This is a genomic window from Streptomyces sp. 3211.6, assembly GCF_003634815.1.
GTDB lineage: Bacteria > Actinomycetota > Actinomycetes > Streptomycetales > Streptomycetaceae > Streptomyces > Streptomyces katrae_A.
This window is the reverse complement of sequence record NZ_RBXC01000001.1, coordinates 1258890-1283540: the sequence shown is the minus strand read 5'-3', so window position 1 is coordinate 1283540 and position 24651 is coordinate 1258890. Positions and strand designations below refer to the sequence as shown.

Genomic DNA, 24651 nt, shown 5'->3' with positions numbered 1-24651 from the left:
CGCCCGGTCATCGGCCCCCGGCCCACCCGCCCCCGAGCGAGCTCAGCCACTCCTCGGCCCGCGCCGCGCTGAACTCCGCCTGGCCGCCCGCGAAGAGCAGCCCCGCCCCGGCGAAGGCGGGCTCACCGGCGCTCCGTGGCACATAGGGGACCGCCAGGCAGTGCATCCCGGCGGCGCGGGCCGCCAGGGCCCCCGGCGCCGCGTCCTCGACCACCACGCAGGAGGCCGGGGCGGCGCCCAGCCGGCGCGCGGCCTCCAGGAACACGTCCGGGGCGGGCTTGCCCCGTTCGACCTCCTCGGCGGAGACCACCGTGGTCAGCAGCGAGGCCAGCCCCGTCCCCTCCAGCACGGCGTCGATCGCCTCCCGGGAGGACCCGGACGCCACCGCCATCGGCACGCCCCGCGCGTGCAGCCGCTCCACGAGCCCCCGCATCTCGGGGAAGGCCTCCGTACGGGTGCGGGCCAGCTCCAGGTAGGCGGCGTTCTGCTCGGCCAGCAGCTGCTCCACCGGCGCCCGGAGCCCGTACCGCTCCCTGAGGAGCTCCAGCGTCTCCAGGGTCCCGATGCCGATGAACCGGGAGTGCTCCTCCCAGGTGAAGCCGGGGACGCCGTGACGCGCGAGCGTGCGGCGCCCGGACCCGTAGTAGTTCGGCTCGCTGTCCACGAGGGTGCCGTCGAGATCGAATATGACGGAGATCATCCGTTGTGCCCGTTCTGCCGCCCGTATTGCTGTGTGATCCATCCTGTCAGGGTTTGCCCGCCGCCCGTCCCACGGCTTCGACCAGCGGCAGCAGCCGGTGCGCGACCCGCTCCCGCAGTGCCACCTCGGTCCGGGTGCGGACCACCCCCGGCAGCCGGATCAGCCGCTGGATCACGTCCTCCAGGTGGGCGTTGTCCCGGGCGGCCACCCGCGTCAGCAGGTCCCCGCCGCCGGTGATCGAGAAGGCCTCGATGATCTCCGGCACGGCGGCCAGGGCGTCGCCCACGTCGTCCAGGTGGCCCTGGGTCACCTCGATGTGCACGAAGGCCAGCACCGGGTGCCCGAGGGCGGCGGGGGAGAGCACCGGACCGGTGCCGGTGATCACCCCCGTGCGTTCCAGCCGGTCCAGCCGGGCCTGGAGGGTCCCGCGTGCCACGCCGAGGATCCGGGCGTACTCGCGGACACTGGTACGCGGCTGCTCGATCAGCAGACGCAGGATCCGGGTGTCGAGCTCGTCCACCGCCATGACAGGACTGTACCAATGGTCCGTCAAGCCCGGATCGCCCTGAATCGGACGGGGGAGACAGCACCGTGAAGACCGCCGTGGTCCTGTACACCGGCGACCTGCGCCTGCACGACCACCCGCCGTTGCGCGCCGCCCTGGCCGCCTGCGAGCAGGTGGTCCCGCTCTTCGTCCGCGACCGGGCCGTCGAGCGCGCCGGCTTCGCCGCGCCCAACCGGCTGGCCTTCCTCGCCGACTGCCTCGCCGACCTCGACGCCGCACTGCGCGACCGCGGCGGCCGCCTCGTCCTGCGCTCCGGGGACGTGGTGGAAGAGGTCTGCGCCCTCGTCCGGGAGGCCGGCGCCGACCAGGTGCACCTCGCCGCCGGGGCCAGCGGCTACGCCCAGACCCGCGAACGGCGGCTGCGCGAGGCCCTGCGGTCCCAGGGCTGCGCCCTGCACGCGCACGACGCGGTGATCACGGCGGTCGCCCCCGGCGCGGTGCTCCCCAGCGGCAAGGGCTCCGACCACTTCGCCGTCTTCACCCCGTACCTGCGCCGCTGGAGCGAACTGCCGCCGCGCCCGGTGGCCGCCGCACCGCGCGCCGTCCGCGTTCCCGAGGACATCGGGTCCGAGGAGCTCCCGCACCGGTCCGCCGTCACCGGGACCTCCCCGGGCCTGGCGCGCGGCGGCGAGGGCGAGGCCCGCCGGCTGCTGACCCGCTGGCTGCGCTCGGGCATCGCCCGGTACGAGGACACCCACGACGACCTCGCCGCCGACGCCACCTCCCGGCTCTCCCCGCACCTGCACTTCGGCACCCTCTCGCCCGTCGAGGCCGCCGTGCGCGCCCGCACCGCAGGCGGGCCCGGCGCCGAGGCCTTCGTCCGGCAGCTGTGCTGGCGCGACTTCCACCACCAGGTCCTCGCCGCCCGCCCCGAGGCCGCCGCCCAGGACTACCGCACCCGCCACGACCGCTGGCGCACCGGCCGCGACGCCGAGGAGGAGGTCCAGGCCTGGAAGGACGGCCGCACCGGCTACCCGGTCGTCGACGCGGCCATGCGCCAGCTGCGCCACGAGGGCTGGATGCACAACCGGGGCCGGCTGCTGGCGGCCGGCTTCCTCGCCAAGACCCTCTACGCGGACTGGCGCACCGGAGCCCGCCACTTCCTCGACCTCCTCGTGGACGGGGACGTGGCCAACAACCAGCTCAACTGGCAGTGGGTGGCCGGCACCGGCACCGACACGCGCCCCAACCGGGTCCTCAACCCCGTCCGCCAGGGCCTGCGCCACGACCCCGACGGCCGCTACGTCCACCGCTGGGTGCCCGAACTCGCCGGCCTGCCCGCGCCCCGCGTCCACGAGCCCTGGAAGCTGCCCGCCGCCGAACGGGCCCGCCTCGACTACCCCGGGCCGCTGGTGGACCTCGCCGAGGCCCAGGCCCGCTTCCGCGAAGCCCGGCAGCGGGACTGACCGCACGGCGCACCCGGCCCCGCGTCAGACCCGGTGCAGGGCCGGCTGTTTCACGTACGCCACGGCCACCGCCAGCACCACCACGGCCGCCGGCAGCAGCAGCCAGTTCACCGGGCACCCGGCCCGCACCAGCAGCCCGCCGGTCAGCCCGCCCGTGAACATGGCCGCCACGGCATGCGCCCGCCGCCCCCACACCCCCGTCCCGTACCCGAACGCGCTGTCGTGCCCCAGCGGCGATCCGCCGAGCAGGGCCGTCATCGACCGGGTGACCAGGGTGGTGGGCACCCCCGGCAGGTTGACCCGCATGCTCGTGACGTTGCGGAACCCCATCGCCACCGCGAGGGCGGAAGCCGTCAGCAGGTGCCGGGCGGCCGGGGAGCCGTAACGGGGCGCCAGCTCCCAGCCGATCCCCGCGGCCACCGTGATCAGCGCCGCCTCGACCGACAGCCCCAGCACGAACCAGTGCCGCCCCCGGGACTCCGCAGCCCCCTCCAGCCGGGCCGCACACACCGCCCCGACGGCGAACGACAGCAGGGACACCCCGGGCGCCAGGGCCGGCAAGTGCCCCTGATGCGCCGGTCCGAAGGACAGGAACAGCACATTGCCGGTCTGCATCGCGGTGAACACCGGTCCCAGCGCCAGCAGACTGACCGCCTCGATCAGCCCCGTCACCCAGGTCAGCGCCAGCAGCAGCACGGTCAGCCGCCGGCACGCACGCACGTCCATGACGCCCGACAGTGACATGTCCGCCCCGCTCCACTGCCCCGACATGCCGGGCGCGAGCGCCGCCCCATAGGGTCCGGGGGTATGAGTGAACTGCTGCTGGTGAGGCACGGGGAGACGGCGTGGAGCGCCAACGGCCGGCACACCGGACTCACCGACGTCCCACTGACCGCCCGCGGGGCCGACGAAGCCCTCTCGCTGGCCCCCTACTTCCGCGACCGGCACCCCGCCCTGGTCCTGACCAGCCCCCTGAGCCGCGCCGTCGCCACGGCCGAACTGGCCGGACTGACCGACGGGGTCCCCGACCCCGACCTCCACGAGTGGGACTACGGAGGCTACGAGGGCATCACCACCGCCGAGATCCGGCGGACCCGCCCCGACTGGTCGCTGTGGACCGACGGCGTCCCGCCGGGCGACGCCGCGCACCCCGGCGAGAGCGCCGCCCAGGTCGGCGCCCGCGCGGACCGGGTCCTGGCCCGGGCCGCGGAGGTGCTGCGCGCCGGCAAGGGGGACGTCGTCCTCGTCGCCCACGGCCACTTCCTGCGCGTCCTGACCGCCCGCTACCTCGGCCTGCCCCCCGAGGCGGGCCGGCTCTTCCTGCTGCGCACCGGCACCGTCAGCGAACTCTCCACCGAACACGGCCTCCCGGTGATCGCGGGCTGGAACACCCGCCCCTGACCCGCCCGACCCCCTCGACCCGCCCGACCCCCTCGACCCGCCCGGCCCGCCCGGCCCGCGGCGCGGGCCCTCCGCCACCCGGACGACCCGCGCCGCCTCGCGCGCCCCCGCCGCGCACGTGACGATGCGTACATGGACCAGGGCGACCGCGGCCGACCGGAGGACACCCTCCCCGGCGCCGACTCCGACGAGGACACCCTCCAGGCCGGCGCGATCGGCTTCCTGGACGCGCTGGTCATCGGCCTGAACTCGACCTCGCCCGCCTACTCCCTGGCCGCCGTCATCGGTCCGATCGTCGCCATCGCCGGGATCTACGCACCGGGCGTGATGCTGGCCTCGTTCGTGCCGATGCTGCTCATCGCCGCGGCGTTTTACTACCTCAACAAGGTCGACCAGGACTGCGGAACCACCTTCTCCTGGGTGACCCGCGCCATGGGCCCCTGGGCGGGCTGGCTCGGCGGCTGGGCCATCACCATGACCGGCGTCCTCGTCATCGGCTCCCTCGCCGACGTCGCCGTCCACTTCGGGCTGCTCGCCGCCGGCCTCGACGGCCTGGCCGCCAACGCCGTGCTCCGTCAGACCCTCACCGTCGTGGTGATCCTCGCGATGACCGCGATCTGCGTCATCGGCACCGAGCTGTCCGCGCACTTCCAGGACATCCTCATCCTCGCCCAGGTCCTCTTCCTCCTGGTCTTCGCCGTCGTCGCCATCTACCGGGTCTACGCCGGCACGAGCACCCTCGACGCCGTCCACCCCTCCGTCGCCTGGCTCAACCCCTTCGGCGCGGGAGGCGGCGCCCTCACCGGCGGTCTGCTGCTCGGCGTGTTCATCTACTGGGGCTGGGAGTCGGCCGTGAACCTCACCGAGGAGGTCGAGGACTCCGCCACGGCGCCCGGCAAGGCCGGCATCTGGTCCACGCTGGTGCTGCTCGTCACCTACCTGTCCGTCGGCTTCGCCATCGTCGCCTACGCCGGGACCAAGTTCCTCGCCGAGAACGCCGGGCAGGAGGAGGCCATCTTCGCCGTCCTCGCCCACGAGGTGATGGGCGGCTGGGACTGGGTGGTGCTCCTCGCCGTCTGCACCTCCGCCCTCGCCTCCACCCAGACCACGATCATCCCGGCCTCCCGCACCGCCCTGTCCATGGCCCGACGGCACGCCCTGCCCCCGCACCTCGCGCACATCCACCACCGCTTCCACACCCCGGACGTCAGCACCTGGTGGGTGGCCGCCATCGCCATCGCCTGGTACCTCGCCGTCAACCAGATCAGCGAGAACGCCCTCCTCGACTCCCTCACCGCGCTCTCGCTGCTCATCGCCTTCTACTACGCGCTCACGGGCCTGGCCTGCGCCGTCTACTACCGCCGCCACCTGCTGGAGAACGCCCACAACCTCCTCCTCATCGGCGTAGGCCCGCTGGTCGGCGCCGGACTGCTGGCCTGGCTGCTGGTCGAGTCGATCGAGGACATGTCCAACCCGCAGAACTCGGCCAGCGGGGTCTCCTGGTTCGGCCTCGGCCCGCCGCTGGTCATCGGGATCGGCATCGCGGTCGTCGGCGTGCTCCTCATGTGCTTCTGGCGGATCCGCGACGGAAGGTTCTGGCAGGAGCGCCGGGGCGTGGTCGACCCGGCCCTCGTCCACGGCCGCAGGACCTGAGGAGGCCCGATGTCCGTAGTCCTCGGTTACGACGAGTCCCCCGGCGCCGAACGCGCCCTGCGCGTCGCCCTGGAGGTGGCCACCGCCTTCGGGGAGCCCCTGGTCCTCGTCTACGGGGCCGCCGCGCCCGGTTCCGCGGGGGAGGAGTACCGGGCCCACCGCGAGGCCGTCCTCCAGGCCGGCCGCAGCGCCCTCGCGCGGGCCGTGGAGGCCGCCGACGAGGCCGGGGTCCCCTCGACGGTCGAGGTCATGGACGACAAGCCGGCCCAGGCCCTGCTCGCGGCCGCCGAACTCCACGACGCCCGGGTCATCATCGTCGGCACCTGGGGCGACAGCCCGATCCGGGGCGCCCTGCTCGGCTCGACCCCGCACAAGCTCCTGCACCTCTCCCCGGTCCCGGTGCTCTGCGTCCCGACCGAGCCGTAGCCGTCAGGCGAAGACCCCCGCGAGGTACCCGGCCAGCCCCTCGACGGCCGGCGGGCACAGCCGCGCGCCCAGGTATCCGTCCGGGCGCACCACGAAGGCCGTCGGCGCCCGCACCCCGTAGCGCAGGGCGAACTCCCCGCGCGCGTCGCGGTACACCGGCATCGGCGTGGCCCCGGCGGGCGCGGTCCCGCCCTCGGTGAGGACCGCGTACGCCGTGAGCCGCCCCGCCGGCGACCCGCCCGTCAGTGCGGCGAGTCCGGGAACGTACGCGTCCCACGCGCCGTCGGTGTACACCAGCAGCACGTGCTCGCGGTCCCTCAGCAGGTCGAAGAGCCGCAGCGGATAGGCGGGGACCTCCCCGGCCAGACCGCCGCAGTCGGGGGCCCGTTCCCCGGGCCCCGGCCCGGTGCCGTCGGCCTCCCCGGGGGACGGCCGCACGACGACCGGGCTGTCGGGATAGCCCACCAGCAGCTGGGCCTCGCGCAGCAGCGCCGTGGTCTGCCGGTCGCCGGCCCCGACGTCCTGCCGGGCGTGGCGCACCGTCCGGCCGACGACCTCCTCGCCGACCGGGCGCCGCTCGGCGTCGTAGCTGGCCGGCAGCCCGGGGTGCGCGGAGCCGCCGACGGCGAGCGCGAGCTTCCAGGCCAGGTTCCAGGCGTCCTGGATACCGGTGTTCATCCCCTGCGCGCCGGTCGGCGGATGGATGTGCGCCGCGTCCCCGGCGACGAAGACCCGGCCCGCCGCGTACCGGTCCACGATCCGGTGGCTGATCCGGAACACCGAGGACCAGCGCATGGCCGACACCGTCACCGGGCGGGGCGCCATCCGGTCCAGGACCGCCTGGATGTCGGCGAGGGCGGGGGCCCGGGAGCCCTCCAGCCCGTGCGCCACCCCGTCGCCGGCCGCCGGCGCGGCGGAAACGGAGAGCTCCGGCGGCACCAGCATGGACATCCGGTACCGGCCGGGGCCGGGCAGCGGGATGGCGACCAGCAGGTCGTCGACCTTCCCGTCGGTGCCGTGGTGCACGGCCCGCAGGGTGTACCCGTACGGGAGGTCCCAGTCGGCCTCCACGTCGGCCAGCATGTACTCCTCGGGGAAGGCCCCGCCCTCGAAGCCCAGCCCCAGCTGCTTGCGGACCGTGCTGTGAGCCCCGTCACACCCCACCAGATACCGGGTCCGCAGCTCCTCGCCGCCGCCCCGTCCCGTCAGCAGGACGCTCACCCCGTCCGCGTCCTGGGTGAAGGACACCAGTTCGGTCTCCCGCTCGATGCCGGTGCCGAACCGGGCCAGGCGGGCCTCCAGGATCCGCTCCGTCTCGTACTGCGGCAGCGCGGCGAACCCGTACGGCACCTCGGGCGGCAGTGCCAGCCGCAGCGGCTCCCGCTCCTCCCCGTCGACGTGGACCAGCTGGCCGCGCAGCGGGACCGCCGCGTCCAGGACGTCCCCGATCATCCCCGCCCGGTCCCACAGCTCCAGTGTGCGTGGCTGGATCCCGACGGCCTTCGCGTACGGCAGCCGGGCCGGCAGCCGGTCCACGATCCGGCAGGACACCCCGCGCCGTCTCAGTTCCACCGCCGCCGTCAGCCCCACCGGGCCCGCGCCCACGACCAGCACGTCCACCGCTCCGCGTCGCATGCGTCCATCGTGTCCACCGGCCCCGCGCCCCCGCCACCGGGCGTGTCGCGGGGAGCGGCGCGGGCACCTGGGTGCGCAGCCGATCCGTTGGCCCGCCCGTGGCCGGAAACATCCCCGTTCGGGGGTGCCAATGGCCCAGCGCGGCGAGGTCGCCTTGAGCCAATGCCCCTGCGGATGCTTATCTGTGTCGTATCCATGTACTTTCGGCGCCGCGCAGCGCCGGCCGGCAACGACGCCGGACCGGAGCGCGGCGCCTTCGCCGTGCCCGTAAGCCGCCCACCACCCCCGGGCGGACACCGGCCCGGCGGGCAGCACACCGAGGGGGGCGGCACACCGCCATGAAGAGGATGTTCACGGCTCCGGATCCGGGGCGCGCCAGACTCAGGAACTCCACGCGCGCGGTCATCGGCACCGGACTGGCGGTCGCCGTGGCCGAGCTGGCGGGGCTCTCGCTCACCGCGTCCATCACCGGCGGGCTCGCGGCCCTGCTCGCGCTCTTCACCGTCCTCGACGCGGACGTCCGCGCCCAGCGGGTGACCACCGCCCTGCTGCCCGTCGCCGGTTTCCCGGTCCTGGTCCTGGCCACCTCCCTGCACGGCATGGCGCCCGTGCGCGACGCGGCCTGGCTCGCCGTCGTCTTCGCCGGGGTCTACGCCCGCCGCTGGGGGCCGCGCGGGCACGCCCTCGGCATCTTCGCCTTCATGATGTTCTTCGTCACCCAGTTCCTGCACGCCCGGCCCGCGCAGCTGCCCGAGCTGTTCGCGGCCGTCGCCCTGGCCCTCGTGTCGGCCGGGGCCGTGCGGTTCGTGCTGTGGCCCCTGGAGCGCCGGACGCCCCCGGCCGCCGCCCCGCCGCCGCTGCCGGGCACCGGCCTCGCCCGGCCCACCACCCGCCAGGCCTTCCAGGCCACCGCCGCCTGCGCCTTCGCCCTCGCCGTCGGCCAGGTGCTGTCCCAGGACCGCTGGTACTGGGCCGTCGGCACCGCCTGGTGGATCTTCGTCAACACCGCCTCGCGGGGCGAGACCCTGGTCCGCGGCTTCCGCCGGGTCCTGGGCACCGTCACCGGCATCGCCGCCGGCCTGCTGATCGCCGTACCGCTGCACGGCGCCCCCGCGCCCACCGCCGCCCTGGTCGCCGTCTGCGTCTTCGGCATCTTCTACACGGCCGCCCCCTCCTACTCCTGGATGATGTTCTTCGTCACCGTCATGGCCGGGCTGCTCTACGGGCTCCTCGGCGTGCTCCACCCCGGGCTGCTGCTCCTGCGCTTCGAGGAGACCGCCGTCGGGGCACTCGGCGCGGCCCTCGGCGTCACCCTGATCCTGCCGGTCACCACGCACGCCGCCAACGACGCCTGGATCCAGCGCGCCCTGCACTGCGTACGGGCTTCCACCGCGGCCTCCCTCGACCGCCTCGCCGGCGACCCCGACGCCGATCCGGCCCCGCACGCCGCCGAACTGGAACTGCTCCTGGCCCGGGTCCGGATGGCGCTCGCGCCCCTGGTCCACCCGCTCAGCCCGCTGCGCGCCCGCAAGGCCCGTGCGCGCCAGGTCCTGGGCCTGCTCGACGACTGCGCCCGCGAGGTGCGCGGGCTCGTCGCCGTCGCCGCCGACCCCCAGGCCTCCCACGACGCCCGGCTCGCCGCCGCCTGCTGGCGGGTCGAGGCCGCGGTGGAGGCGCTCACCGCCCCGGACGCCCCGGCGGCTGCCGGCGCCCCCGCCACCCCGGCCGGCCCCGCCGGGGCCGAACCGGCCCTGGCGCACCTGCACGGCCTGGAGACGGCCCTGGCCGCCCTGGCCACCCCGCTGCGCACCGACCCCCGCGCCCCCCTGGTCGTCACCGCCTGACGGCGAACCGCCCCCGCACGCGGACGGACCGGAGTACGGTCGGGGCCTGACGGCCCAACTCCCGGAATGCCGGGGATGGTACGCGTGCACGCACCCCAACCGCAGGCCAACGCTCGAAGATCACTCGGAGGAGTGTTCCGTCGGCTCCGGGAGCCCGGCGCTGACCTGCGGCATGTACAACGGGTGGTTGTTCATTGCACATTCATCCGGCATGCGCAGGGTGGATCTGTCCGGACAGGGGGTAACCGCCCGGAATGGAAATTCTGCAGAAGCACTCGAGCGACGCTCAGGTGTGGGAGGAAGCCGAGGAGTTCATCCGGCTCTTCCACCGGGAGAATCCGCACACCGGTGATCCGCGCGCCCGGCTGGCCGCCGTCCGGGCCGAGCTCGCGGACACCGGCACCTACCGCCATACTCCCGAGGAACTGGTCCACGGGGCCCGGGTCGCCTGGCGCAACAGCAACCGCTGCATAGGCCGGCTCTACTGGAACTCGCTGCGGGTCCGCGACCGCCGCGGGCTGACCGCCGCCGAGGACATCGCCGCCGAGTGCTTCGAGCACCTGCGCGAGGCCACCAACGGCGGCCGGGTCCGGCCCACGATCACCGTCTTCGCCCCGGACGCCCCTGACCGGCCCGGCCCGCTCATCTGGAGCGAGCAGCTGGTGCGTTACGCCGGTTACGGGGACCACCCGTCGATAACCGTCGGGGACGCCCGCAACAGACCCCTCACCGAAGCCCTGCTGAGGCTCGGCTGGGCAGGCGGCGCGGGAACCCCGTTCGACCTCCTCCCGCTGGTGGTCCAGGGCGTCGACGACAAGCCCCGCTGGTTCGACACCCCCGCCGACGCCGTGCTGGAAGTGCCGATCCGCCACCCCGACGGGCAGGACGACTGGTCGGACTGGGGACTGCGCTGGCACGCGGTACCGGCCATCTCGAACATGTGCCTGGAGATCGGCGGCATCCACTACCCGGCCGCCCCGTTCAACGGCTGGTACATGGGCACCGAGATCGGCGCCCGCAACCTCGCCGACACCGACCGCTACAACCTCCTCCCAGCCGTCGCCCGCCGGCTCGGCCTCGACGTCTCCAGCGACCGCTCGCTGTGGAAGGACCGTGCCCTGGTCGAGCTCAACCGGGCCGTGCTGGACTCCTTCGACCGGGCCGGGGTCACCATCGCCGACCACCACACCGAGTCCCGGCGGTTCCTCTCGCACCTGGAGCGCGAGGAGCGCAAGGGCCGTGAGGTGGGGGCCGACTGGTCCTGGATCGTCCCGCCGATCTCCGGCGCCGCCACCCCCGTCTTCCACCGGACTTATGAGGACCGGCCGAGCGCGACCGCCTACGTCCACCACGACGGCGCGCAGGAACGGGCCTGGGGACGGGACTTGGTCTAGACCTTCTGTTACGGTCGGCTCGGAATGGATCCGGGACGGCGGAGAGGGGCACCGGTGGACGGCGTGCGCAGCACGGACCACGGCGGCGGACACCGGGCCTACATCGGCTCGTTCACCTCGGGGGGCGGCCGCGGTGTCCTCACCGCGGCCGTGGATCCGGCCACCGGAGCGCTGACCCCGCTCTCGGCGGAAGGCTCCCTGCCGGACCCCTCGTACCTCGTGCTCGACCCGGCCGCCGGCGTGCTCTACGCGGTCAGCGAGACCGAGCGGGGTGCGGCGGGCGCCTTCCGCCCCACCGCCGCAGGGCTCGCGCCGCTCGGCGCCCCCGCCCCGGTCGGCGGCTCGGGCCCCACCCACCTCGCCCTGGCCGGGCGGCGGCTGCTGACCGCCAACTACACCTCCGGCAGCGTCAGCAGCCTGCCGCTCGCCGCCGACGGCAGCCCCACGGGACCCCCCGCCGTCCTGGAGTACGAGGGCTCCGGCCCCGACCCCGACCGCCAGGCGGGCCCGCACGCCCACCAGGTCCTGCCCGACCCCACCGGCCGCTGGGTCCTCGGCGTGGACCTCGGCACCGACGCGGTACGGGTCTGCGCGCCCGACCCGGCCACCGGCGGACTCCGCGTCCACGCGCAGGCCGCCCTGCGCCCCGGGAGCGGCCCGCGCCACCTCGCCTTCCACCCGGCCGGCGAGCTGGTCTACGTACTGCACGAGCTGGAGCCGCTGCTGACCGTCTGCCGCTGGAACGCGGACGCGGGGCGGCTCGGACCGTTCCGGGAGGTCCCCGTCGCCGCCGCGGGCGCCCAGGAGGGCGTACGGGCCTACCCTTCGGCGATCACCGCCTCGCCCGACGGCCGCTTCCTCTGGGCGGCGGTGCGCGGCACCGACACCCTGGTCACGTTCTCGCTCGCCGCCGGCCCCGAGAGCCCGAGGCCCACGAGCGCCGTCGGCTGCGGGGGCCACTGGCCGCGCGACCTCACGGCGGACCCCTCGGGCCGCCGCCTCTACGCGGCCAACGAACGCTCCGGGGACGTCACCTGGTTCGACGTGGACCCCCGCACGGGCCACCCGGTCCGCACCGGCTCCCTGCCCGTCCCCGCGGCCTCCTGCGTGGTCTTCGGCTGACGCCCGCCCGGAGCCGGCGGCGGCGCTCCCGGCGGCGGACCGGGGCCCGAAAAGGGGAGAGGGCCCGCCCGGGAACCGTCCCGGGCGGGCCCTTCCCGTGCGTCCTACTGGGCCGGTGCGCCCAGCTGGAGGCCCAGGGCCGCGCTGTACTGGGCGACGGCCAGCTTGCCGAGCGCCGGGTAGGCGCCGAGCACCTCGGCGGTGGCGCAGTCGGCCTCCTTGCAGGCCGTGTCCAGCAGCCCCTCGGCCGCCTCCGGGCCGATCAGGTAGGGCGCCAGCGCCAGCTGGACCGCACCCGCGCCGCGCAGCTCGGCGGCGACGGCGGCCACCGAGCCCTCCTGGTCCAGGGCGGCGGCCATCACGGGCACCGCGAGGCGGGCGGCCAGCAGCATGCCGGTGATCCCGGCGGCCTGGACCGCCTCCTCGCCGCCGGTGGTGGCCAGGATGATGCCGTCGGCGGCGGTGGCCACGGTGAACAGCCGGGCCCGGTCGGCGCGGGCCAGGCCGGCCTCCGAGAGGCGCACGTGCAGACCCTCGGCCAGCAGCGGGTGGGGGCCGAGGACGTCGGCCAGCTCGGCGGCGGCCGAGGAGTCCATCAGCGCCTGGCGCACCCGGCGCAGCAGGTCGGCGTCCGGGCCGGCCAGCAGCGGCACGACCACGGCGTCCGGACCGGTCGGCGCGGGCACCTCGTGACCGGCGGCGCGGGCGAACTCCGCGCGCACGTTCCGCTCGTCGGCCACGGCGGTCAGCACACCGGACAGCGACGGGAACTCGCTCCCCTCGCCGTCCTCGCCCTCTAGGTAACCGATCCGGGCCTCCAGGCCGGGCAGCTCGGAGCGGCCGATGCTGATGATCTCCTCGGCGAGCCCCCGGGAGGCGGCCGAGGGGACACCGGGCACGGCGAGCACCAGCGCGGGCGCGCCCTCGGGCGCCACCGCGGGCTCGGGCCGGCGGTGCCGTCCGGTCTGGCGGGGTCGCGGCATTCGTACGGGCAGGCCGTTGGCGGGCCCAGTGGGGGAGCTCATGGCGCCGCATGCTACTGGCTTATCGGAACCAGGTGTTCGGGCAGGGCCCGTCCAGGTGGCATCTGTCCTCTTTTATCCGTTGAAGGTGATACACCGTTCCGCCGGATCAACTGACGGACGGCGAGCACCAGTCGACGGAACGTGCCGGTAACGGTCTGTCAGTGTGACCCAGTAGAGTGACGCAGCGTGGCACCACGACCCTTGAACGAACTTGTCGAGGCGGGCTGGGCGAAGGCCCTGGAACCCGTCGCGGACCGCATCGCCGGCATGGGGAACTTCCTCCGCACCGAGATAGCGGCCGGCCGGACCTACCTGCCGTCCGGGGCGAACGTCCTGCGCGCGTTCCAGCAGCCCTTCGACGACGTCCGCGTCCTGATCGTCGGACAGGACCCCTATCCGACGCCGGGGCACGCCATCGGCCTGAGCTTCGCGGTCGCCCCCGAGGTCAGCCCGGTGCCGGGCAGCCTGGAGAACATCTTCCGGGAGATGCACACCGACCTGGGGCTGCCCAGGCCCTCCAACGGTGACCTGACGCCGTGGACGAGGCAGGGCGTGCTGCTGCTCAACAGGGCCCTGACCACCGCGCCGCGCAAGCCCGGCTCGCACCGGGGCAAGGGCTGGGAGGAGGTCACCGAGCAGGCCATCCGGGCGCTCGCCGCCCGCGGCAAGCCGCTGGTGTCCATCCTCTGGGGCCGCGACGCCCGCAACTGCCGGCCGCTGCTCGGCAGCCTCCCGGCGATCGAATCGGCGCACCCCTCGCCCATGTCGGCGGACCGGGGCTTCTTCGGCTCCCGCCCCTTCAGCCGGGCCAACGACCTGCTCGTCGGCGCCGGCGCCCAGCCCGTCGAATGGCGCCTTCCGTAGCACCTCCCGGCGCCCCTTAGACTCCGTTCCAAGATCCACAAGATCGGAAGACGGACCACGGGGGACCCGATGACGGTGAGAGACATCCGCACGGCGGCGAAGATCATCGGCCGGCGCAACGCGCTGCGCTACCTGGCGGTGGGAGCGGGGTCCGCCCTGCTCGCGGCCTGCACCGGCAAGGAGAAGCCGGCCGCGCAGAGCCCGGCCCCGTCGTCCTCGCCGCCGGGAACTCCCTCGGCCCCGGCCTCGGCCCCGGCGTCGCCCTCAGCCCCGGCTCCGGTCTCTCCGTCCCCCTCCGTCTCCGCCTCCCCGGCCGCCACCGGGGTCGCGGGCCGGGCGTTCGCCGCGTTCGTCACGGGCACCTGGGCGATCCGCTCGACCCTCCCCGGCACGGACGGCGGCCGCAAGAGCGACGGCAGGGCCACCATCGGGGCGGACGGCACCTGGACCATCGTCTGGACCGGTGACACCAAGGCCACCTGGAACGGCCGCTGGAGCCACCAGGCCGGCCGCCTGGAGATCCAGGTCGTCGCCGGCCCCAAGGGGGACGGCGAGGGCACCGACGTGTCCTTCGCCCAGCCGGTCCCCGACGGGATGGACGGCCCCGGTTCGGCCATGCTGCCTTGGTACCCCCTGGGCGCCAACGACACGACCGGACAGCTGGAGGCCGCCTACAACGGCAAGGAACTGCGCATCCGGCACCTGCCCCGCAACGGCACCATGTCGATCCACGTGTGCAGCCGCGTCTGACCCCGCGCCGGCCGGCCGGCCCGCCGCCGGTCAGCGGACGGCGGCCAGCACATGGCTCGGGCCGACCTGCCAGACGACCCCCACGTCCGCGAACCCCGCCTCGCGCAGCAGCGCGACATGGCCGGAGACGGTGAGGTCGTTGCCCTCGCACGGGGCCCGGCCGCCCTCGCCCCCGCGGTGGAGCAGCGGGGCCAGCTCCGGATCGCCGGCCGCGCCCGCCCACCAGGACTCCCAGTCCTCCTCGTGGCCGCAGGCCGCGTTGCGTTCGGCGTGGCGGCGCCCGACGTCCCGCGCGAGTTCGGACATCCGGACCGAGTCCGGGCTGATGTGGTCGCCGTTGACCAGGATCCCGCCGGGCCGCAGCAGCCCGGCGAGTTCCCCGTACACCTGACGCAGGGTCCGCTCGCCGAGGTAGTGCAGGGCGGTCGTCGACACCACCGCGTCCGCGGGGCGGTCCAGGCCCAGCCGGCCCACCCAGCCCGGCTCGCCGATCAGCGTGTTGACGTAGCGCAGGGAGCGGCCGTAATGGGCGCTGCCGAGCTCCAGCAGCAGCGGGTCCGCGTCGACCGCCAGCACCTCCGCGCCCGGCAGCCGGGCGGCCAGCCGGGCGGCCAGGCAGCCGGGCCCGCTGCCCAGGTCGAGCACCAGCGGCGCGGGCCGGCCGCCCGCCACGTGCTCGACCAGGTCGGCGATGACCGCGAACCTCTCCTCGCGGTCCACCGCGTACCGCTGCTGCTGGCGCTCCCAGCGCTCCACCCAGCGCGCCGCCGTCCCCGTACTCACGCCGCCCGTGCCCGCATCCGTGCCCGCACCCATGCCCGCGCCCATGCCGTTCGCACTGCCTCCGCCACCGAAGCCGATCCGCTCATGGAAATCATTGCAGACTGGCGAGGGTGGCGAGGAGCTCCTCCACCTCCCCGGGGGTGTTGTGCACGTGCAGGCTGACGCGCACGGAGCCCTCCTCCGCGCCCCGCCCCGCCTGGCAGTGGCCGTCGGTGCGCACCATGAACCCGCGGCTGAAGAGGATGAACCCGAGGTCGCGGGAGTCGATCCCCCGGTGCCGGAAGGTGACCAGGCTGCGGCGCCGCTGGACCCGGGACCCCGCCGCCAGACTGGTCCGGCAGCCGAGCACCTCGTAGGCGTCCATCCGGGCCAGCCCGTCGGTCAGCAGCGCCGTCAGGGCGACCGTCCAGCGCTCGATCCGCCCGAGACCGGCGGCGTCCAGCCAGTCCAGGGCAGCGGTCAGGCTCGCGATCCCGGCCGTGTTGGGGGTCCCGCTCCAGCCGCCGGGCCTCAGCCGCGGGCCGCGCAGTCCCCGGGCCCAGACCGCCCCCGTCCCCGGCAGGGCCATCGCCTTGTGCCCGGAGAACACCACGAAGTCCACGTCCAGACCGGCCACCGAGACCGGCAGGTGCCCGATGCTCTGCGCCGCGTCCAGACAGATCGGCACCTGCGGCCCGACCACCTGCCGGATCCGGTGCACGTTCATGTCGGCGCCGTAGACGTGGTGGACGTGGGTGACGGCCACGAAACGGGTCCGGGGCCCGGTGACCGCCGCCAGCGCCCGAGGGTCGTAGTCCCCGGAAGCCGCCTGGTACGGCAGCTCCCGGACCCGGACCCGCACCCCCTGGCGGGCCAGCAGGTCCCGGGCCTCCAGCCAGGGCGACAGGTTCGCCTGGTGGTCGGCGAACGGGACGACGATCTCGTCCCCGTCGACGAGCAGGGACGGCAGCCAGTCCCGGGCGACGACCCTCAGCCCCTCCGTGGTCCCGCTGGTGAAGTGGACCGAGGAACGCTGCGGATCCGGATCGCCCAGGAAGCGCTTGACCCGCTCCCGGGCGCCCTCCACCAGCGCCGTCGTGGTGTTGGCCCACGGGTAGGAGCCGCGTGCCGCGTTGGCGTTGGAGGTGGTCAGGTACCTCTGCACGGCGTCCAGGACGGGCTGGGGCTTCTGGGAGGTCGCGGCGCTGTCCAGGTAGACCAGGTCCGGTTGCCCCGCGAGGATCGGGAACTGGGCGCGCAGCGGCCGCTGCCAGTCGGCGAGGGCCGCCAGCTCGGCGGCGGGGGCGGCCACGTCAGTCACGCACCAGGGGAGCGCCGGCGTCCCGCCAGGCGATGATCCCGCCGGCCAGGCTGCGGACGTCGGGATGTCCCATCCGGGTCAGCAGGGCCGCGTACCGGGCCGACTTCTCACCCACCGGGCAGGCCAGCAGGACCGGCCGGCTCCGGCCGAACGGCAGCCCGCCCCGCAGGAGTTCCTCGAAGAGCCCGTCCACGATGTTCACCGACCCCTCGATGTGCAGCGCGGCGTACGCGAAGGGCCCGCGCAGGTCCACGACCAGCGGCTGGCGCTCCGCGATCCACTTGCGGGCCTCGTCCACCCCGATCACGGCGGCCGAGGCCACCTCCGCCTCGGTCAGCGTGGCCACCGAGTTCCGCACGGGAGGCAGCCCCATCAGGTCCGGGCGGCGCCGCCGTACATAGCCGACGTAGCTCTCCACCCGGTCGCAGACGATGAACACCGCCGTCCTGCGCTCCGTCAGCCCGGCGTCCACCTCCCGCAGATGGCGGACCGCGCCGAAGTACGCGGCGCCGCCGGTCGGCCCGGAGAGCAGCCCGCAGCGGCGCAGCAGCGTCAGCATCCCCTCGATGGCCTCGTCGGAGCCCACCGGCTCCAGGGTGTCGTACGTCGCCGGGTCGAAGATCCCGACCTCCTGCACCTCGTCGATGGTGCGGATGCCCGGGATGAAGTCCGACTTCTCCCCGACCAGGCCCACGACGCGCACCGCCGGATCGTGAGCGCGCAGCGCCCGCGCCACCCCGGTGGAGGAACCGGCCGTGCCCACGCAGGCCACGAACCAGTCGGGGGCCCGGCCGTCCAGATCGGCGATGATCTCCGGGCCGGTCCCGGAGGCGTGGGCCTCGGTGTTGAGGACGTTGAAGTACTGGTCGGTGTGCAGGTGCGCGCTGCCAGGGAGGTTCAGCTGCCGGTGGAAGAGGGTCAGCGGATCGTCCTCGTCGGTCGGGTCGAGGCATTCGCTGCGCCCGGGCAGCTCCTCGATCTCGGCGCCGAGCAGCAGGAGCAGGTCCTTGACCTCGGGGATCCGCATCCGGTTGGTGACGCTCTTGAACGCCAGCCCGTGCAGTCCGGCGATCAGGGCCAGGGCCTTGGCGGTGTTCCCGCTGGACAGTTCCACGACCGTCTCGCCGCGCTCCGCGGCGCCGGCGAGCTCGTCACGGGTCATGTTCCAGGCGGCCCGGTCCTTGAGCGAGCCGAAGGGGTTGAGCATCTCCAGCTTGGCGTAGAGGTCGATGTGGCGCAGGCCGTGTACGGCCGGGTCGATGCGGACCAGCGGTGTCCCGCCGATGGCTTCGGTGATGCTGTCGTACCTCATCCCTGCGCTTCCCCCGTACGTGTGAAAGGCCAGTACTGCTCGTCCAGGCACCACTGCCAGTCGCCGTCCGCCCCCTCCCGGTGGACGGCGACCTTGCGCGCGAGGGCCTGCCCCTGGGCGCGGGTCGCGCCGAAGTCCATGCAGTACCCGGCGGTGTTGGCGAAGGCGAGGAGGTCGCCGGGGTGCGGCTGCCGGGGCAGGAACACGGTCCGGCGGGTGATCAGGTCCGACTCCAGGCAGAGGTTGCCCATGAGGTGCACCGCGACCGGGACCGGACCGCCGGGCGGGGAGGGCGCGCGGGGCAGGAGCACCGGGTCCACGAGGACGCCGTGGTCCTCCAGGCTGACGTCGCCGGCGTTCATCGCCAGCCGGACCAGGCTCTCCCCGCCGCCGGAGGACCGCACCTCCAGGACCCTGCCCAGGGTGAGCCCGCACTGGTCGGCCAGGGCGCGGCCCGGTTCTGCGTAGAGCTCGTAAAGGCCCTCCAGGAGCAGGGTGCCCAGGGGGCGGCCCAGGCCCGGGGCCGGGAGGGAGAGGAGTTCGTCGAGGTAGCCGGGGCCCGCGGTGGTGCGATGGGCCGGGTAGAGGCCGAGGGCGCCGCGGAGGGTGCCGTTCTCGGCGCGCAGGCCGTAGCCGTGCCCGCCCCAGGTCAGGGGCGGACGGGCGCCCAGCACGGCGCGGGTCAGCTCGGTGGTGTAGCGCTCCCACTGGGCGGCGTGGGCCAGGTAGCCGACGCCGAAGCCGCCGCCGACGTCGATGGCCCGCGGCTGGAAGCGGCGGAGGCGCAACTCCTCCATGGCGTGCAGGCAGCCCTCCAGCGCCGCGGCCTTCTCCTCCACGCTGGTGGTGTCGAGGTGGTAGCCGACCCCGACGGGCTCCAGCTCGCCGCGGTGGCGGTCGAGGACGTCGAGCAGCCGGTGCAGGGACTTCACGGGGGTGCCGAAGCGGCTGCGGCGCGAGAGCCGCCGGGCCCCGGGCGCCTCGAACCCGGACAGCCGTACGAGCACGCGCAGGCGGGGCAGCCCGTGTGCCCGCACCAGGGCCGCCGCCCGCTCCAGCTCGTCCGCGCCGTCGGCGTTGACCAGGGCCCCGCTGCGGGCGGCGAGCCAGAGGAAGTCGGGGTCCTTGGGGCCGGTGGCCATGACCTCGGCTCCGGCGAACCCGGAGCCCAGGGCGTGCCGCAACTCCCCGAGGGAGGCGGCGTCGAGGGCCGCGCCGGTGGTGGTCAGCCGGCGGACGAGGGCGCTGGAGCGGTTAGCCTTGTGCGCGAAGAAGATCCGCCCGCTGAGCCGGTGGCGGGCGAACACCTCGTGAAAGCCCCGGACGTTGTCGGCGATCTGGTCGGGCAGGATCACGTTGAGGGGCGATCCGAGGGCGTCGACGAGGCCGTGCAGGAACGCCGGCGACTCCAGCAGGGCCGCCGTGCGCGGTGCGAGCCTCGGTTCCAGGTACAAGGGAGGGGACAAGGAGCCGCTGTGCGAAGGGCCGCCGTTCATGGGGTCGTTGCTCATCCCAGCTGTTCCTCTCCGCCGAGGAATGCGTACCGGTGTCGGCAAACGGTCATAAGACCGTAACCCCCGCTGGGCTTTTTTGTCAGAGGACGAGGGTCATCAGGATCTCGTCCCGGTCGTCGCCGGGCGCGACCCGCAGCGCGCCCGGCCAGCGGCCCACCTCCGCCCAGCCCAGCCCCCGGTAGAACCCCTCCAGCCCGAGGCCGCCCCGGACGGCGATCTCCAGGCGTTCCAGGCCCATTTCGGCGCGGGCGACCTCCGCGACCCGGTGCATCAGGGCGGTGGCGATCCCCTGCCCGCGCAGCCGGGGGAGGGTCTGGACGTGGTTGACGGTGCCCCGGTGGGCGATGAGCGGGTGGCGTTCGCGGCGGACGACCAGCCAGCCGGCGAGCGCTCCGCCGGAGACGGCGACGAGCATCCTGGCGAGAGCGGGGTCGAGGGCGCGGACGAGCCCGTCGACCACGGGGGCGACGTGGGAGCGGTCCACGGGAGGCAGCGGGAACCCGGCGGCGATGACGGCGCCGCCGGAGTTGACCACCTCCTCCCAGCAGCCGGCGAGCTCCTTGCGGAGCTCCGGGGTGACCTCCTCGGGCCGGGTCAACTGGCGCAGTTCCAGGGGCGTGTACGCGTGCATGCCCGTCAGCCTCCCAGATGCCCGGCCCCGGGGCGGGAGGTCAGGGCAGCACGGCGGCCCGGACGCAGAGCACGTCCGGGAGGTGTTCGGCCAGCAGCCGCCAGCTGTCGCCGTCGTCGTCGCTGGCGTACAGCTCGCCGTTGCGGTTGCCGAAGTAGATGCCGGCCGGGTCGGCGTCGTCCGTGCACAGGGCGTCCCGCAGCACCGTGCCGTAGTGGTCCCCGTCGGGCAGGCCCTTGGCCAGGGGTTCCCAGGTGGCGCCGGCGTCGCGGGTGCGGAAGACGCGGCAGCGGTGTCCGGCCGGGACCCGGTCGGAGTCGGCGTTGAGCGGGAACAGGTAGGCCGTGTCCGCCCGGTGGGGGTGCGCGGCGACGGCGAAGCCGAAGTCGGAGGGCAGGCCGGAGCCGATGTCGGTCCACTCGGTGCCCGCGTCGTCGCTGCGGTAGACGCCCCAGTGGTTCTGGAGGTAGAGCCGGGCCGGGTCCCCGGCGTCCTGGGCGATCTTGTGGACGCACTGGCCGAACTCCGGGTGCGGATCGGGCAGGAAAACCGCCGAGACCCCGTGGTTGGCCGGGGTCCAGCTCGCGCCGCCGTCCCGGGTGCGGAACACGCCGGCCGTGGAGACCGCCACCGTCACCGCCGCCGGGTCCGCCGGGTAGGTGATCACCGTGTGCAGGCCCTCCCCGCCGCCGCCCGGCACCCACGCGGAGCGGGTCGGATGCTCCCACAGGGGCCGGACCAGCTCGAAGGACTCGCCCCGGTCGGACGAGCGGAACAGCGCGGCCGGTTCCGTGCCCGCGTAGACCACCCCGGGGGCCTCCGGGCCGGCCGGGTGCAGCTGCCAGATCCGCTCCAGGGAGGCGCCGGTGTCCTTGGGGAACTTCACGGCGGGCGCGGCCGGCTCCTGCCAGCTCGCCCCCAGGTCGTCGGAGCGGAACACCGACGGCCCCCAGTGCGCGCTGTCCCCGGCCGCCAGCAGCCGGGGGACCGGGCCCCGCGCGTCGATGGCCACCGCCGAGACGGCCTGGGCGTTGAACTGCGGCCCCTCCCAGCTCCAGGGGCCGGCGCCCCGGCGGCGGCCGATGAACAGCCCCTTGCGGGTCCCGGCGAGCAGCATCACGTCGGTCATGGCCGACACCTCCGGACGTCCTTGTCCTGTTGCGGGTGCTTTCCCGCCAGTCTGCACCCGCCCACCGACATTGCCCGGCGAGGCGGGGCCGGGACCCCTGAGACGGAGCCGGACACCCTTTGTACGTAAGGTCTCGTACTACGAGAGATTTCGTAGTACGGTGTTTCTCGTACTTAGCGCCGCACCGACCGGTGCGCGTCCGGTGACATCTGGAGAACCCCATGAGTGCCGCACCCGCTGCCTTCGCCGCCCTCTTCCAGCCCTACACCCTCCGCTCGGTGACCATCCCGAACCGGATCTGGATGGCGCCGATGTGCCAGTACAGCGCCGAGGCCTTCGGCCCGAACGCGGGCGTGGCCCTCGAATGGCACTTCGCCCACTACGCGGCCCGCGCCACCGGCGGCACCGGCCTGATCATCCAGGAGGCCACCGCCGTCTCCCCGGAGGGCCGGATCAGCCCCTACGACCTCGGCATCTGGAACGACACCCAGGTGGCGGCCCTCCGCCGGATCACCGCCTTCGTCAAGTCCCAGGGAGCGGTCCCCGGCATCCAGATCGGGCACGCCGGCCGCAAGGCCTCCACCGACCAGCCCTGGAACGGCGGCGGCCCGGTCGGCCCCGAGGCCCACGGCTGGCGGCCCAGCGCCCCCAGCGCCGTGGCGTTCGACGAGGGCCACCCCGTGCCGCACGCGCTCACCACCGAGGAGATCCACGAGATCACCGGCCTGTTCGCGGCCGCCGCCGGGCGCGCCCTCGCCGCGGGCTACGAGGTGCTGGAGATCCACGGCGCCCACGGCTACCTCATCGGCGAGTTCCTCTCCCCGCACAGCAACCGCCGCACCGACTCCTACGGCGGCTCCTTCGAGAACCGCACCCGCTTCGCCGTCGAGGTCGTCGACGCCGTCCGGGCGGTGTGGCCCGAGGAACTCCCGCTGTTCTTCCGCATCTCCGCCACCGACTGGCTGGAGGAGAACGGCTGGACCGCCGACGACACGGTCCGGCTGGCCGCCCTGCTGCGGGAGCACGGCGTGGACCTCCTCGACGTCTCCACCGGCGGCCTCGCCCCGCACGTGAAGATCCCGACGGGCCCCGGCTACCAGGTGCCCTTCGCCGCCCGCGTCAAGAACGAGACCGCCCTGCCCGTCGCGGCGGTCGGGCTGATCACCGAGCCGGAGCAGGCCGAGAAGATCCTGGCCAACGGCGAGGCCGACGCCGTCCTCCTCGGCCGGGAACTGCTGCGCGACCCCTACTGGGCCCGCCGCGCGGCCGCCGAGCTGGGCGCGGAGATCCCGGTGCCCGGCCAGTACCGGCGCTCCTGGTGACCCGTGTGCGGCGCGGGGCGCACCCGGGCCCCGCGCCGCACACGGGAGCCGGTCGTACGAAGGTTCTCGTACCATGGAACCCCGGCCCGAAGACCCGGCCGGAACCCCGAGGAGCGGAGCAGGACATGACGGAACGTGACGCGCCCCGTGCCCTCGCCCACCCGGGACCGGAGGAGATCCGCCTGGAGGGGGTGCTGCACGCCCTCTCCGACCCGCTCCGGTTCTCCATCGTGCGCGAGCTGGCCGACCGGGAGGTCGAGCTGGCCTGCTCGGACTTCGTCCTGCCGGTCACCAAGTCCACGACCACCCACCACTTCCGCGTCCTGCGCGAGAGCGGCGTCGTGCGCCAGACCTACCGCGGCACCGCCAAGATGAACGGCCTCCGCCGCGAGGAGCTCCAGTCCCTCTTCCCCGGCCTCCTCGACACCCTCCTGGCGGCCGCGGCCGCCCAGGAGTCGCGACTGGGGCAGCCGCGGGCCTAAGAGCCGCCGTCCCGTAGGCCCGCCGCGGCCTGCAGGCCCGCCCAGTCTGGGATCTTCACCGAGCGGCGGCCCAGGGAGCGGCCCAGCGCCTCCTCCGCCGCCTCGATGGCCAGCCAGCCGTGCCATTCCACCGGGCGCAGGCCCGCCGCCCGCAGGGCGTCCAGGGGGTCGCCGGGCAGCTCGCGGCGGGCCAGGGCGCCCGCGTCCTGGAGCAGGGAGGAGACCGTTTCCTTGGCGCAGGGGCGGTTGGTGCCGATCACCCCGGTCGGGCCGCGCTTGATCCAGCCCGCCACGTACTCGCCGACCGAGGCCCGGCCCGCGCGGACCACCCGGCCCGCCGCGTGCGGGACGGTGCCGGTGGCCGGGTCGAAGGGCAGGCCGGGGAGGGCGACGCCCCGGTAGCCCACCGAGCGCAGCACCAGCTGGGCCTCCACGTCCTCGTAGGCGCCCGTACCGCTCACCCCGCCCCTGCCGTCCGGCGCGGTCCGTTCGAAGCGCATCCCGCGGACCCGGCCGTCCGGGCCGCCCAGCACCTCCACCGGGCGCAGGTAGAAGCGCAGCGCGATGTCCCGCCCGGCCTCCCCGCCCGGCTGCGCCGCCGCGGCCCAGCCGCGCAGCGCCTCCAGGTTGCGCCGGGCCACCGCCGGCAGGGCCTGTGCCGCGGCCGGGTCGGCGTACGCCGGGTCCAGGGCCAGTTCGGCGGGGTCCGTGCGGACGTCCACCCCGGGCAGGGTGCCCAGTTCGCGGAGCTCCTTGGTGGTGAACTTGGCCTGCGAGGGTCCGCGCCGGGCCACCATCGCCACCGTCCGCACCCCGCTGTCGGCCAGCGCCCCCAGCGCCGGCTGGGGCATGTCGGTGGGCTCCAGCTCGGGTGCGCCCCGGGCCAGGATCCGGGTCACGTCCACCGCGACGTTGCCCGCCCCCACGACCACCGCGGAGCGGACCCCGCCCAGGTCGAAGGAGCCGGCGTCCGGGTGCCCGCTGTACCAGGACACGAAGGCCGTCGCGGAGTGCACCCCGGCCAGCTCCTCGCCGGGGATCCCCAGCAGCCGGTCCCGCGCCGCGCCGACGCAGTACACCACCGCGTGGTACAGCTCGAGCATCCGGGCGGTGGTCAGCGGTGCGCCGCCGACCTCCACGTTGCCGAGGAAGCGGATCCGTTCGTCCTCCAGTACCGAGCGCAGGTTTCCGGTCAGCGACTTGATCTTCTCGTGGTCGGGGGCCACTCCGTACCGGACGAGGCCGTACGGGGCCGGCAGCCGGTCCAGCACGTCGACCCGTACGCCCGGGACCTCACGTTGCCCGACCAGTGTCTGGGCGGCGTAGACCCCGCTGGGGCCCGAGCCGACGACGGCGACACGAAGCACGGCGGAACTCCCTCCCGCAGGTGCTC

23 protein-coding genes are annotated in these 24651 nt (G+C 74.7%); 11 read left to right on the top strand and 12 right to left on the bottom strand.

Features of this window, described 5'->3' with window-relative positions; genetic code table 11:
- Positions 1–7: 7 nt before the first annotated feature.
- Together BX286_RS06055 and BX286_RS06050 are read right to left on the bottom strand one after the other, a co-directional pair.
- Positions 8–700, bottom strand: a complete 693-nt coding sequence (locus BX286_RS06055; RefSeq protein WP_121014688.1) for an HAD family phosphatase — start codon at positions 698–700, stop codon at positions 8–10.
- 46 nt (positions 701–746) lie between these two features.
- Positions 747–1226 (bottom strand): Lrp/AsnC family transcriptional regulator, encoded by a 480-nt coding sequence (locus tag BX286_RS06050; RefSeq protein ID WP_121014687.1) that lies wholly within the window; start codon positions 1224–1226, stop codon positions 747–749.
- Between the two features lie 65 nt (positions 1227–1291).
- Between BX286_RS06050 and BX286_RS06045 the strand changes: the two genes are divergently transcribed.
- Positions 1292–2671 (top strand): deoxyribodipyrimidine photo-lyase, encoded by a 1380-nt coding sequence (locus tag BX286_RS06045; RefSeq protein WP_121014686.1) that lies wholly within the window; start codon positions 1292–1294, stop codon positions 2669–2671.
- 24 nt (positions 2672–2695) lie between these two features.
- Here the strand turns inward: BX286_RS06045 and BX286_RS06040 are convergent, their stop codons facing one another.
- On the bottom strand, positions 2696–3415 hold the full coding sequence (locus tag BX286_RS06040; protein WP_261993370.1) for a YoaK family protein: 720 nt from the start codon (positions 3413–3415) through the stop codon (positions 2696–2698).
- 63 nt (positions 3416–3478) lie between these two features.
- Here BX286_RS06040 and BX286_RS06035 point away from each other — a divergent pair, with 63 nt between their 5' ends.
- From BX286_RS06035 to BX286_RS06025, 3 genes are all read left to right on the top strand, one after another.
- A complete protein-coding gene (locus BX286_RS06035) occupies positions 3479–4072 on the top strand; it encodes a histidine phosphatase family protein (protein WP_100865270.1) in 594 nt (197 codons plus the stop codon).
- Between the two features lie 132 nt (positions 4073–4204).
- Positions 4205–5725, top strand: coding sequence for an APC family permease (locus tag BX286_RS06030; protein ID WP_121014685.1), 1521 nt, complete (start codon positions 4205–4207; stop codon positions 5723–5725).
- 9 nt (positions 5726–5734) lie between these two features.
- Entirely contained in the window at positions 5735–6151 is a 417-nt protein-coding gene (locus BX286_RS06025) for a universal stress protein (protein ID WP_079424440.1), read from the top strand.
- A 3-nt stretch (positions 6152–6154) separates the two neighbouring features.
- Here BX286_RS06025 and BX286_RS06020 read toward each other — a convergent pair whose 3' ends face one another.
- The gene (locus BX286_RS06020) at positions 6155–7786 is read right to left on the bottom strand and encodes an FAD-dependent monooxygenase (RefSeq protein ID WP_121014684.1); all 1632 of its coding nucleotides are present in this window, start codon (positions 7784–7786) and stop codon (positions 6155–6157) included.
- A gap of 338 nt (positions 7787–8124) precedes the next feature.
- On the opposite strand from BX286_RS06020, the gene BX286_RS06015 reads away from it, so the two are divergent.
- The 3 genes from BX286_RS06015 to BX286_RS06005 all read left to right on the top strand — a co-directional run bounded on the left by BX286_RS06015 (position 8125) and on the right by BX286_RS06005 (position 12146).
- Positions 8125–9630 (top strand): FUSC family protein, encoded by a 1506-nt coding sequence (locus BX286_RS06015; RefSeq protein ID WP_121014683.1) that lies wholly within the window; start codon positions 8125–8127, stop codon positions 9628–9630.
- A gap of 254 nt (positions 9631–9884) precedes the next feature.
- Positions 9885–11024: a nitric oxide synthase oxygenase gene (locus BX286_RS06010; RefSeq protein ID WP_079424434.1), complete on the top strand. Its 1140-nt coding sequence runs from the start codon at positions 9885–9887 to the stop codon at positions 11022–11024.
- A 24-nt stretch (positions 11025–11048) separates the two neighbouring features.
- Positions 11049–12146 carry a lactonase family protein gene (locus BX286_RS06005; RefSeq protein ID WP_121014682.1) on the top strand — a complete coding sequence of 366 codons (1098 nt, stop codon included), beginning with the start codon at positions 11049–11051 and terminating at the stop codon, positions 12144–12146.
- A gap of 104 nt (positions 12147–12250) precedes the next feature.
- On the opposite strand, the gene BX286_RS06000 is transcribed toward BX286_RS06005, so the two are convergent.
- Positions 12251–13171, bottom strand: coding sequence for a sirohydrochlorin chelatase (locus BX286_RS06000; RefSeq protein WP_079424431.1), 921 nt, complete (start codon positions 13169–13171; stop codon positions 12251–12253).
- A 186-nt stretch (positions 13172–13357) separates the two neighbouring features.
- Here BX286_RS06000 and BX286_RS05995 point away from each other — a divergent pair, with 186 nt between their 5' ends.
- Together BX286_RS05995 and BX286_RS05990 are read left to right on the top strand one after the other, a co-directional pair.
- Positions 13358–14035 (top strand): uracil-DNA glycosylase, encoded by a 678-nt coding sequence (locus BX286_RS05995; protein WP_079424429.1) that lies wholly within the window; start codon positions 13358–13360, stop codon positions 14033–14035.
- 69 nt (positions 14036–14104) lie between these two features.
- Complete coding sequence (locus BX286_RS05990; RefSeq protein ID WP_121014681.1) at positions 14105–14785, top strand: hypothetical protein; 681 nt, start codon at positions 14105–14107, stop codon at positions 14783–14785.
- A gap of 30 nt (positions 14786–14815) precedes the next feature.
- Here BX286_RS05990 and BX286_RS05985 read toward each other — a convergent pair whose 3' ends face one another.
- From BX286_RS05985 to BX286_RS05960, 6 genes are all read right to left on the bottom strand, one after another.
- Positions 14816–15601, bottom strand: coding sequence for a trans-aconitate 2-methyltransferase (locus BX286_RS05985; protein ID WP_079431574.1), 786 nt, complete (start codon positions 15599–15601; stop codon positions 14816–14818).
- Positions 15602–15659: 58 nt separating this feature from the next.
- Positions 15660–16868 (bottom strand): aminotransferase class V-fold PLP-dependent enzyme, encoded by a 1209-nt coding sequence (locus BX286_RS05980; RefSeq protein ID WP_237292643.1) that lies wholly within the window; start codon positions 16866–16868, stop codon positions 15660–15662.
- Positions 16861–18180, bottom strand: coding sequence for a pyridoxal-phosphate dependent enzyme (locus tag BX286_RS05975; RefSeq protein WP_079424424.1), 1320 nt, complete (start codon positions 18178–18180; stop codon positions 16861–16863). The genes BX286_RS05980 and BX286_RS05975 overlap by 8 nt, the downstream gene beginning before the upstream one ends.
- Positions 18177–19691, bottom strand: coding sequence for a Y4yA family PLP-dependent enzyme (locus BX286_RS05970; RefSeq protein WP_261993368.1), 1515 nt, complete (start codon positions 19689–19691; stop codon positions 18177–18179). Before BX286_RS05970 ends, BX286_RS05975 begins: the two co-directional genes overlap by 4 nt.
- Positions 19692–19773: 82 nt before the next feature.
- Positions 19774–20325 carry a GNAT family N-acetyltransferase gene (locus tag BX286_RS05965; protein WP_079424422.1) on the bottom strand — a complete coding sequence of 184 codons (552 nt, stop codon included), beginning with the start codon at positions 20323–20325 and terminating at the stop codon, positions 19774–19776.
- Between the two features lie 40 nt (positions 20326–20365).
- Positions 20366–21454: a glycosyl hydrolase gene (locus tag BX286_RS05960; protein WP_100865304.1), complete on the bottom strand. Its 1089-nt coding sequence runs from the start codon at positions 21452–21454 to the stop codon at positions 20366–20368.
- A gap of 221 nt (positions 21455–21675) precedes the next feature.
- Between BX286_RS05960 and BX286_RS05955 the strand changes: the two genes are divergently transcribed.
- Both BX286_RS05955 and BX286_RS05950 read left to right on the top strand, forming a co-directional pair.
- On the top strand, positions 21676–22776 hold the full coding sequence (locus tag BX286_RS05955) for an NADH:flavin oxidoreductase/NADH oxidase (RefSeq protein WP_079424420.1): 1101 nt from the start codon (positions 21676–21678) through the stop codon (positions 22774–22776).
- Between the two features lie 125 nt (positions 22777–22901).
- Positions 22902–23258, top strand: a complete 357-nt coding sequence (locus BX286_RS05950) for a helix-turn-helix transcriptional regulator (RefSeq protein ID WP_079424418.1) — start codon at positions 22902–22904, stop codon at positions 23256–23258.
- Here BX286_RS05950 and BX286_RS05945 read toward each other — a convergent pair.
- Entirely contained in the window at positions 23255–24625 is a 1371-nt protein-coding gene (locus tag BX286_RS05945) for an FAD-dependent oxidoreductase (RefSeq protein ID WP_079424414.1), read from the bottom strand. The genes BX286_RS05950 and BX286_RS05945 overlap by 4 nt on opposite strands.
- Positions 24626–24651 lie beyond the last annotated feature (26 nt).

Bases quoted from the DNA above. Each gene is read 5' to 3' on its own strand.
- BX286_RS05965 (WP_079424422.1), bottom strand. From the start codon at position 20,325: ATGCACGCGTACACGCCCCTGGAACTGCGCCAGTTGACCCGGCCCGAG.
- BX286_RS06040 (WP_261993370.1), bottom strand. From the start codon at position 3,415: ATGTCACTGTCGGGCGTCATGGACGTGCGTGCGTGCCGGCGGCTGACC.
- BX286_RS06050 (WP_121014687.1), bottom strand. From the start codon at position 1,226: ATGGCGGTGGACGAGCTCGACACCCGGATCCTGCGTCTGCTGATCGAG.
- BX286_RS06030 (WP_121014685.1), top strand. From the start codon at position 4,205: ATGGACCAGGGCGACCGCGGCCGACCGGAGGACACCCTCCCCGGCGCC.
- BX286_RS05970 (WP_261993368.1), bottom strand. From the start codon at position 19,691: ATGAGCAACGACCCCATGAACGGCGGCCCTTCGCACAGCGGCTCCTTG.
- BX286_RS05960 (WP_100865304.1), bottom strand. From the start codon at position 21,454: ATGACCGACGTGATGCTGCTCGCCGGGACCCGCAAGGGGCTGTTCATC.
- BX286_RS06035 (WP_100865270.1), top strand. From the start codon at position 3,479: ATGAGTGAACTGCTGCTGGTGAGGCACGGGGAGACGGCGTGGAGCGCC.
- BX286_RS05955 (WP_079424420.1), top strand. From the start codon at position 21,676: ATGAGTGCCGCACCCGCTGCCTTCGCCGCCCTCTTCCAGCCCTACACC.
- BX286_RS06015 (WP_121014683.1), top strand. From the start codon at position 8,125: ATGAAGAGGATGTTCACGGCTCCGGATCCGGGGCGCGCCAGACTCAGG.
- BX286_RS05990 (WP_121014681.1), top strand. From the start codon at position 14,105: ATGACGGTGAGAGACATCCGCACGGCGGCGAAGATCATCGGCCGGCGC.
- BX286_RS06005 (WP_121014682.1), top strand. From the start codon at position 11,049: ATGGATCCGGGACGGCGGAGAGGGGCACCGGTGGACGGCGTGCGCAGC.
- BX286_RS06025 (WP_079424440.1), top strand. From the start codon at position 5,735: ATGTCCGTAGTCCTCGGTTACGACGAGTCCCCCGGCGCCGAACGCGCC.
- BX286_RS06000 (WP_079424431.1), bottom strand. From the start codon at position 13,171: ATGAGCTCCCCCACTGGGCCCGCCAACGGCCTGCCCGTACGAATGCCG.
- BX286_RS05985 (WP_079431574.1), bottom strand. From the start codon at position 15,601: ATGGGTGCGGGCACGGATGCGGGCACGGGCGGCGTGAGTACGGGGACG.
- BX286_RS06020 (WP_121014684.1), bottom strand. From the start codon at position 7,786: ATGCGACGCGGAGCGGTGGACGTGCTGGTCGTGGGCGCGGGCCCGGTG.
- BX286_RS05975 (WP_079424424.1), bottom strand. From the start codon at position 18,180: ATGAGGTACGACAGCATCACCGAAGCCATCGGCGGGACACCGCTGGTC.
- BX286_RS06055 (WP_121014688.1), bottom strand. From the start codon at position 700: ATGATCTCCGTCATATTCGATCTCGACGGCACCCTCGTGGACAGCGAG.
- BX286_RS06010 (WP_079424434.1), top strand. From the start codon at position 9,885: ATGGAAATTCTGCAGAAGCACTCGAGCGACGCTCAGGTGTGGGAGGAA.
- BX286_RS05950 (WP_079424418.1), top strand. From the start codon at position 22,902: ATGACGGAACGTGACGCGCCCCGTGCCCTCGCCCACCCGGGACCGGAG.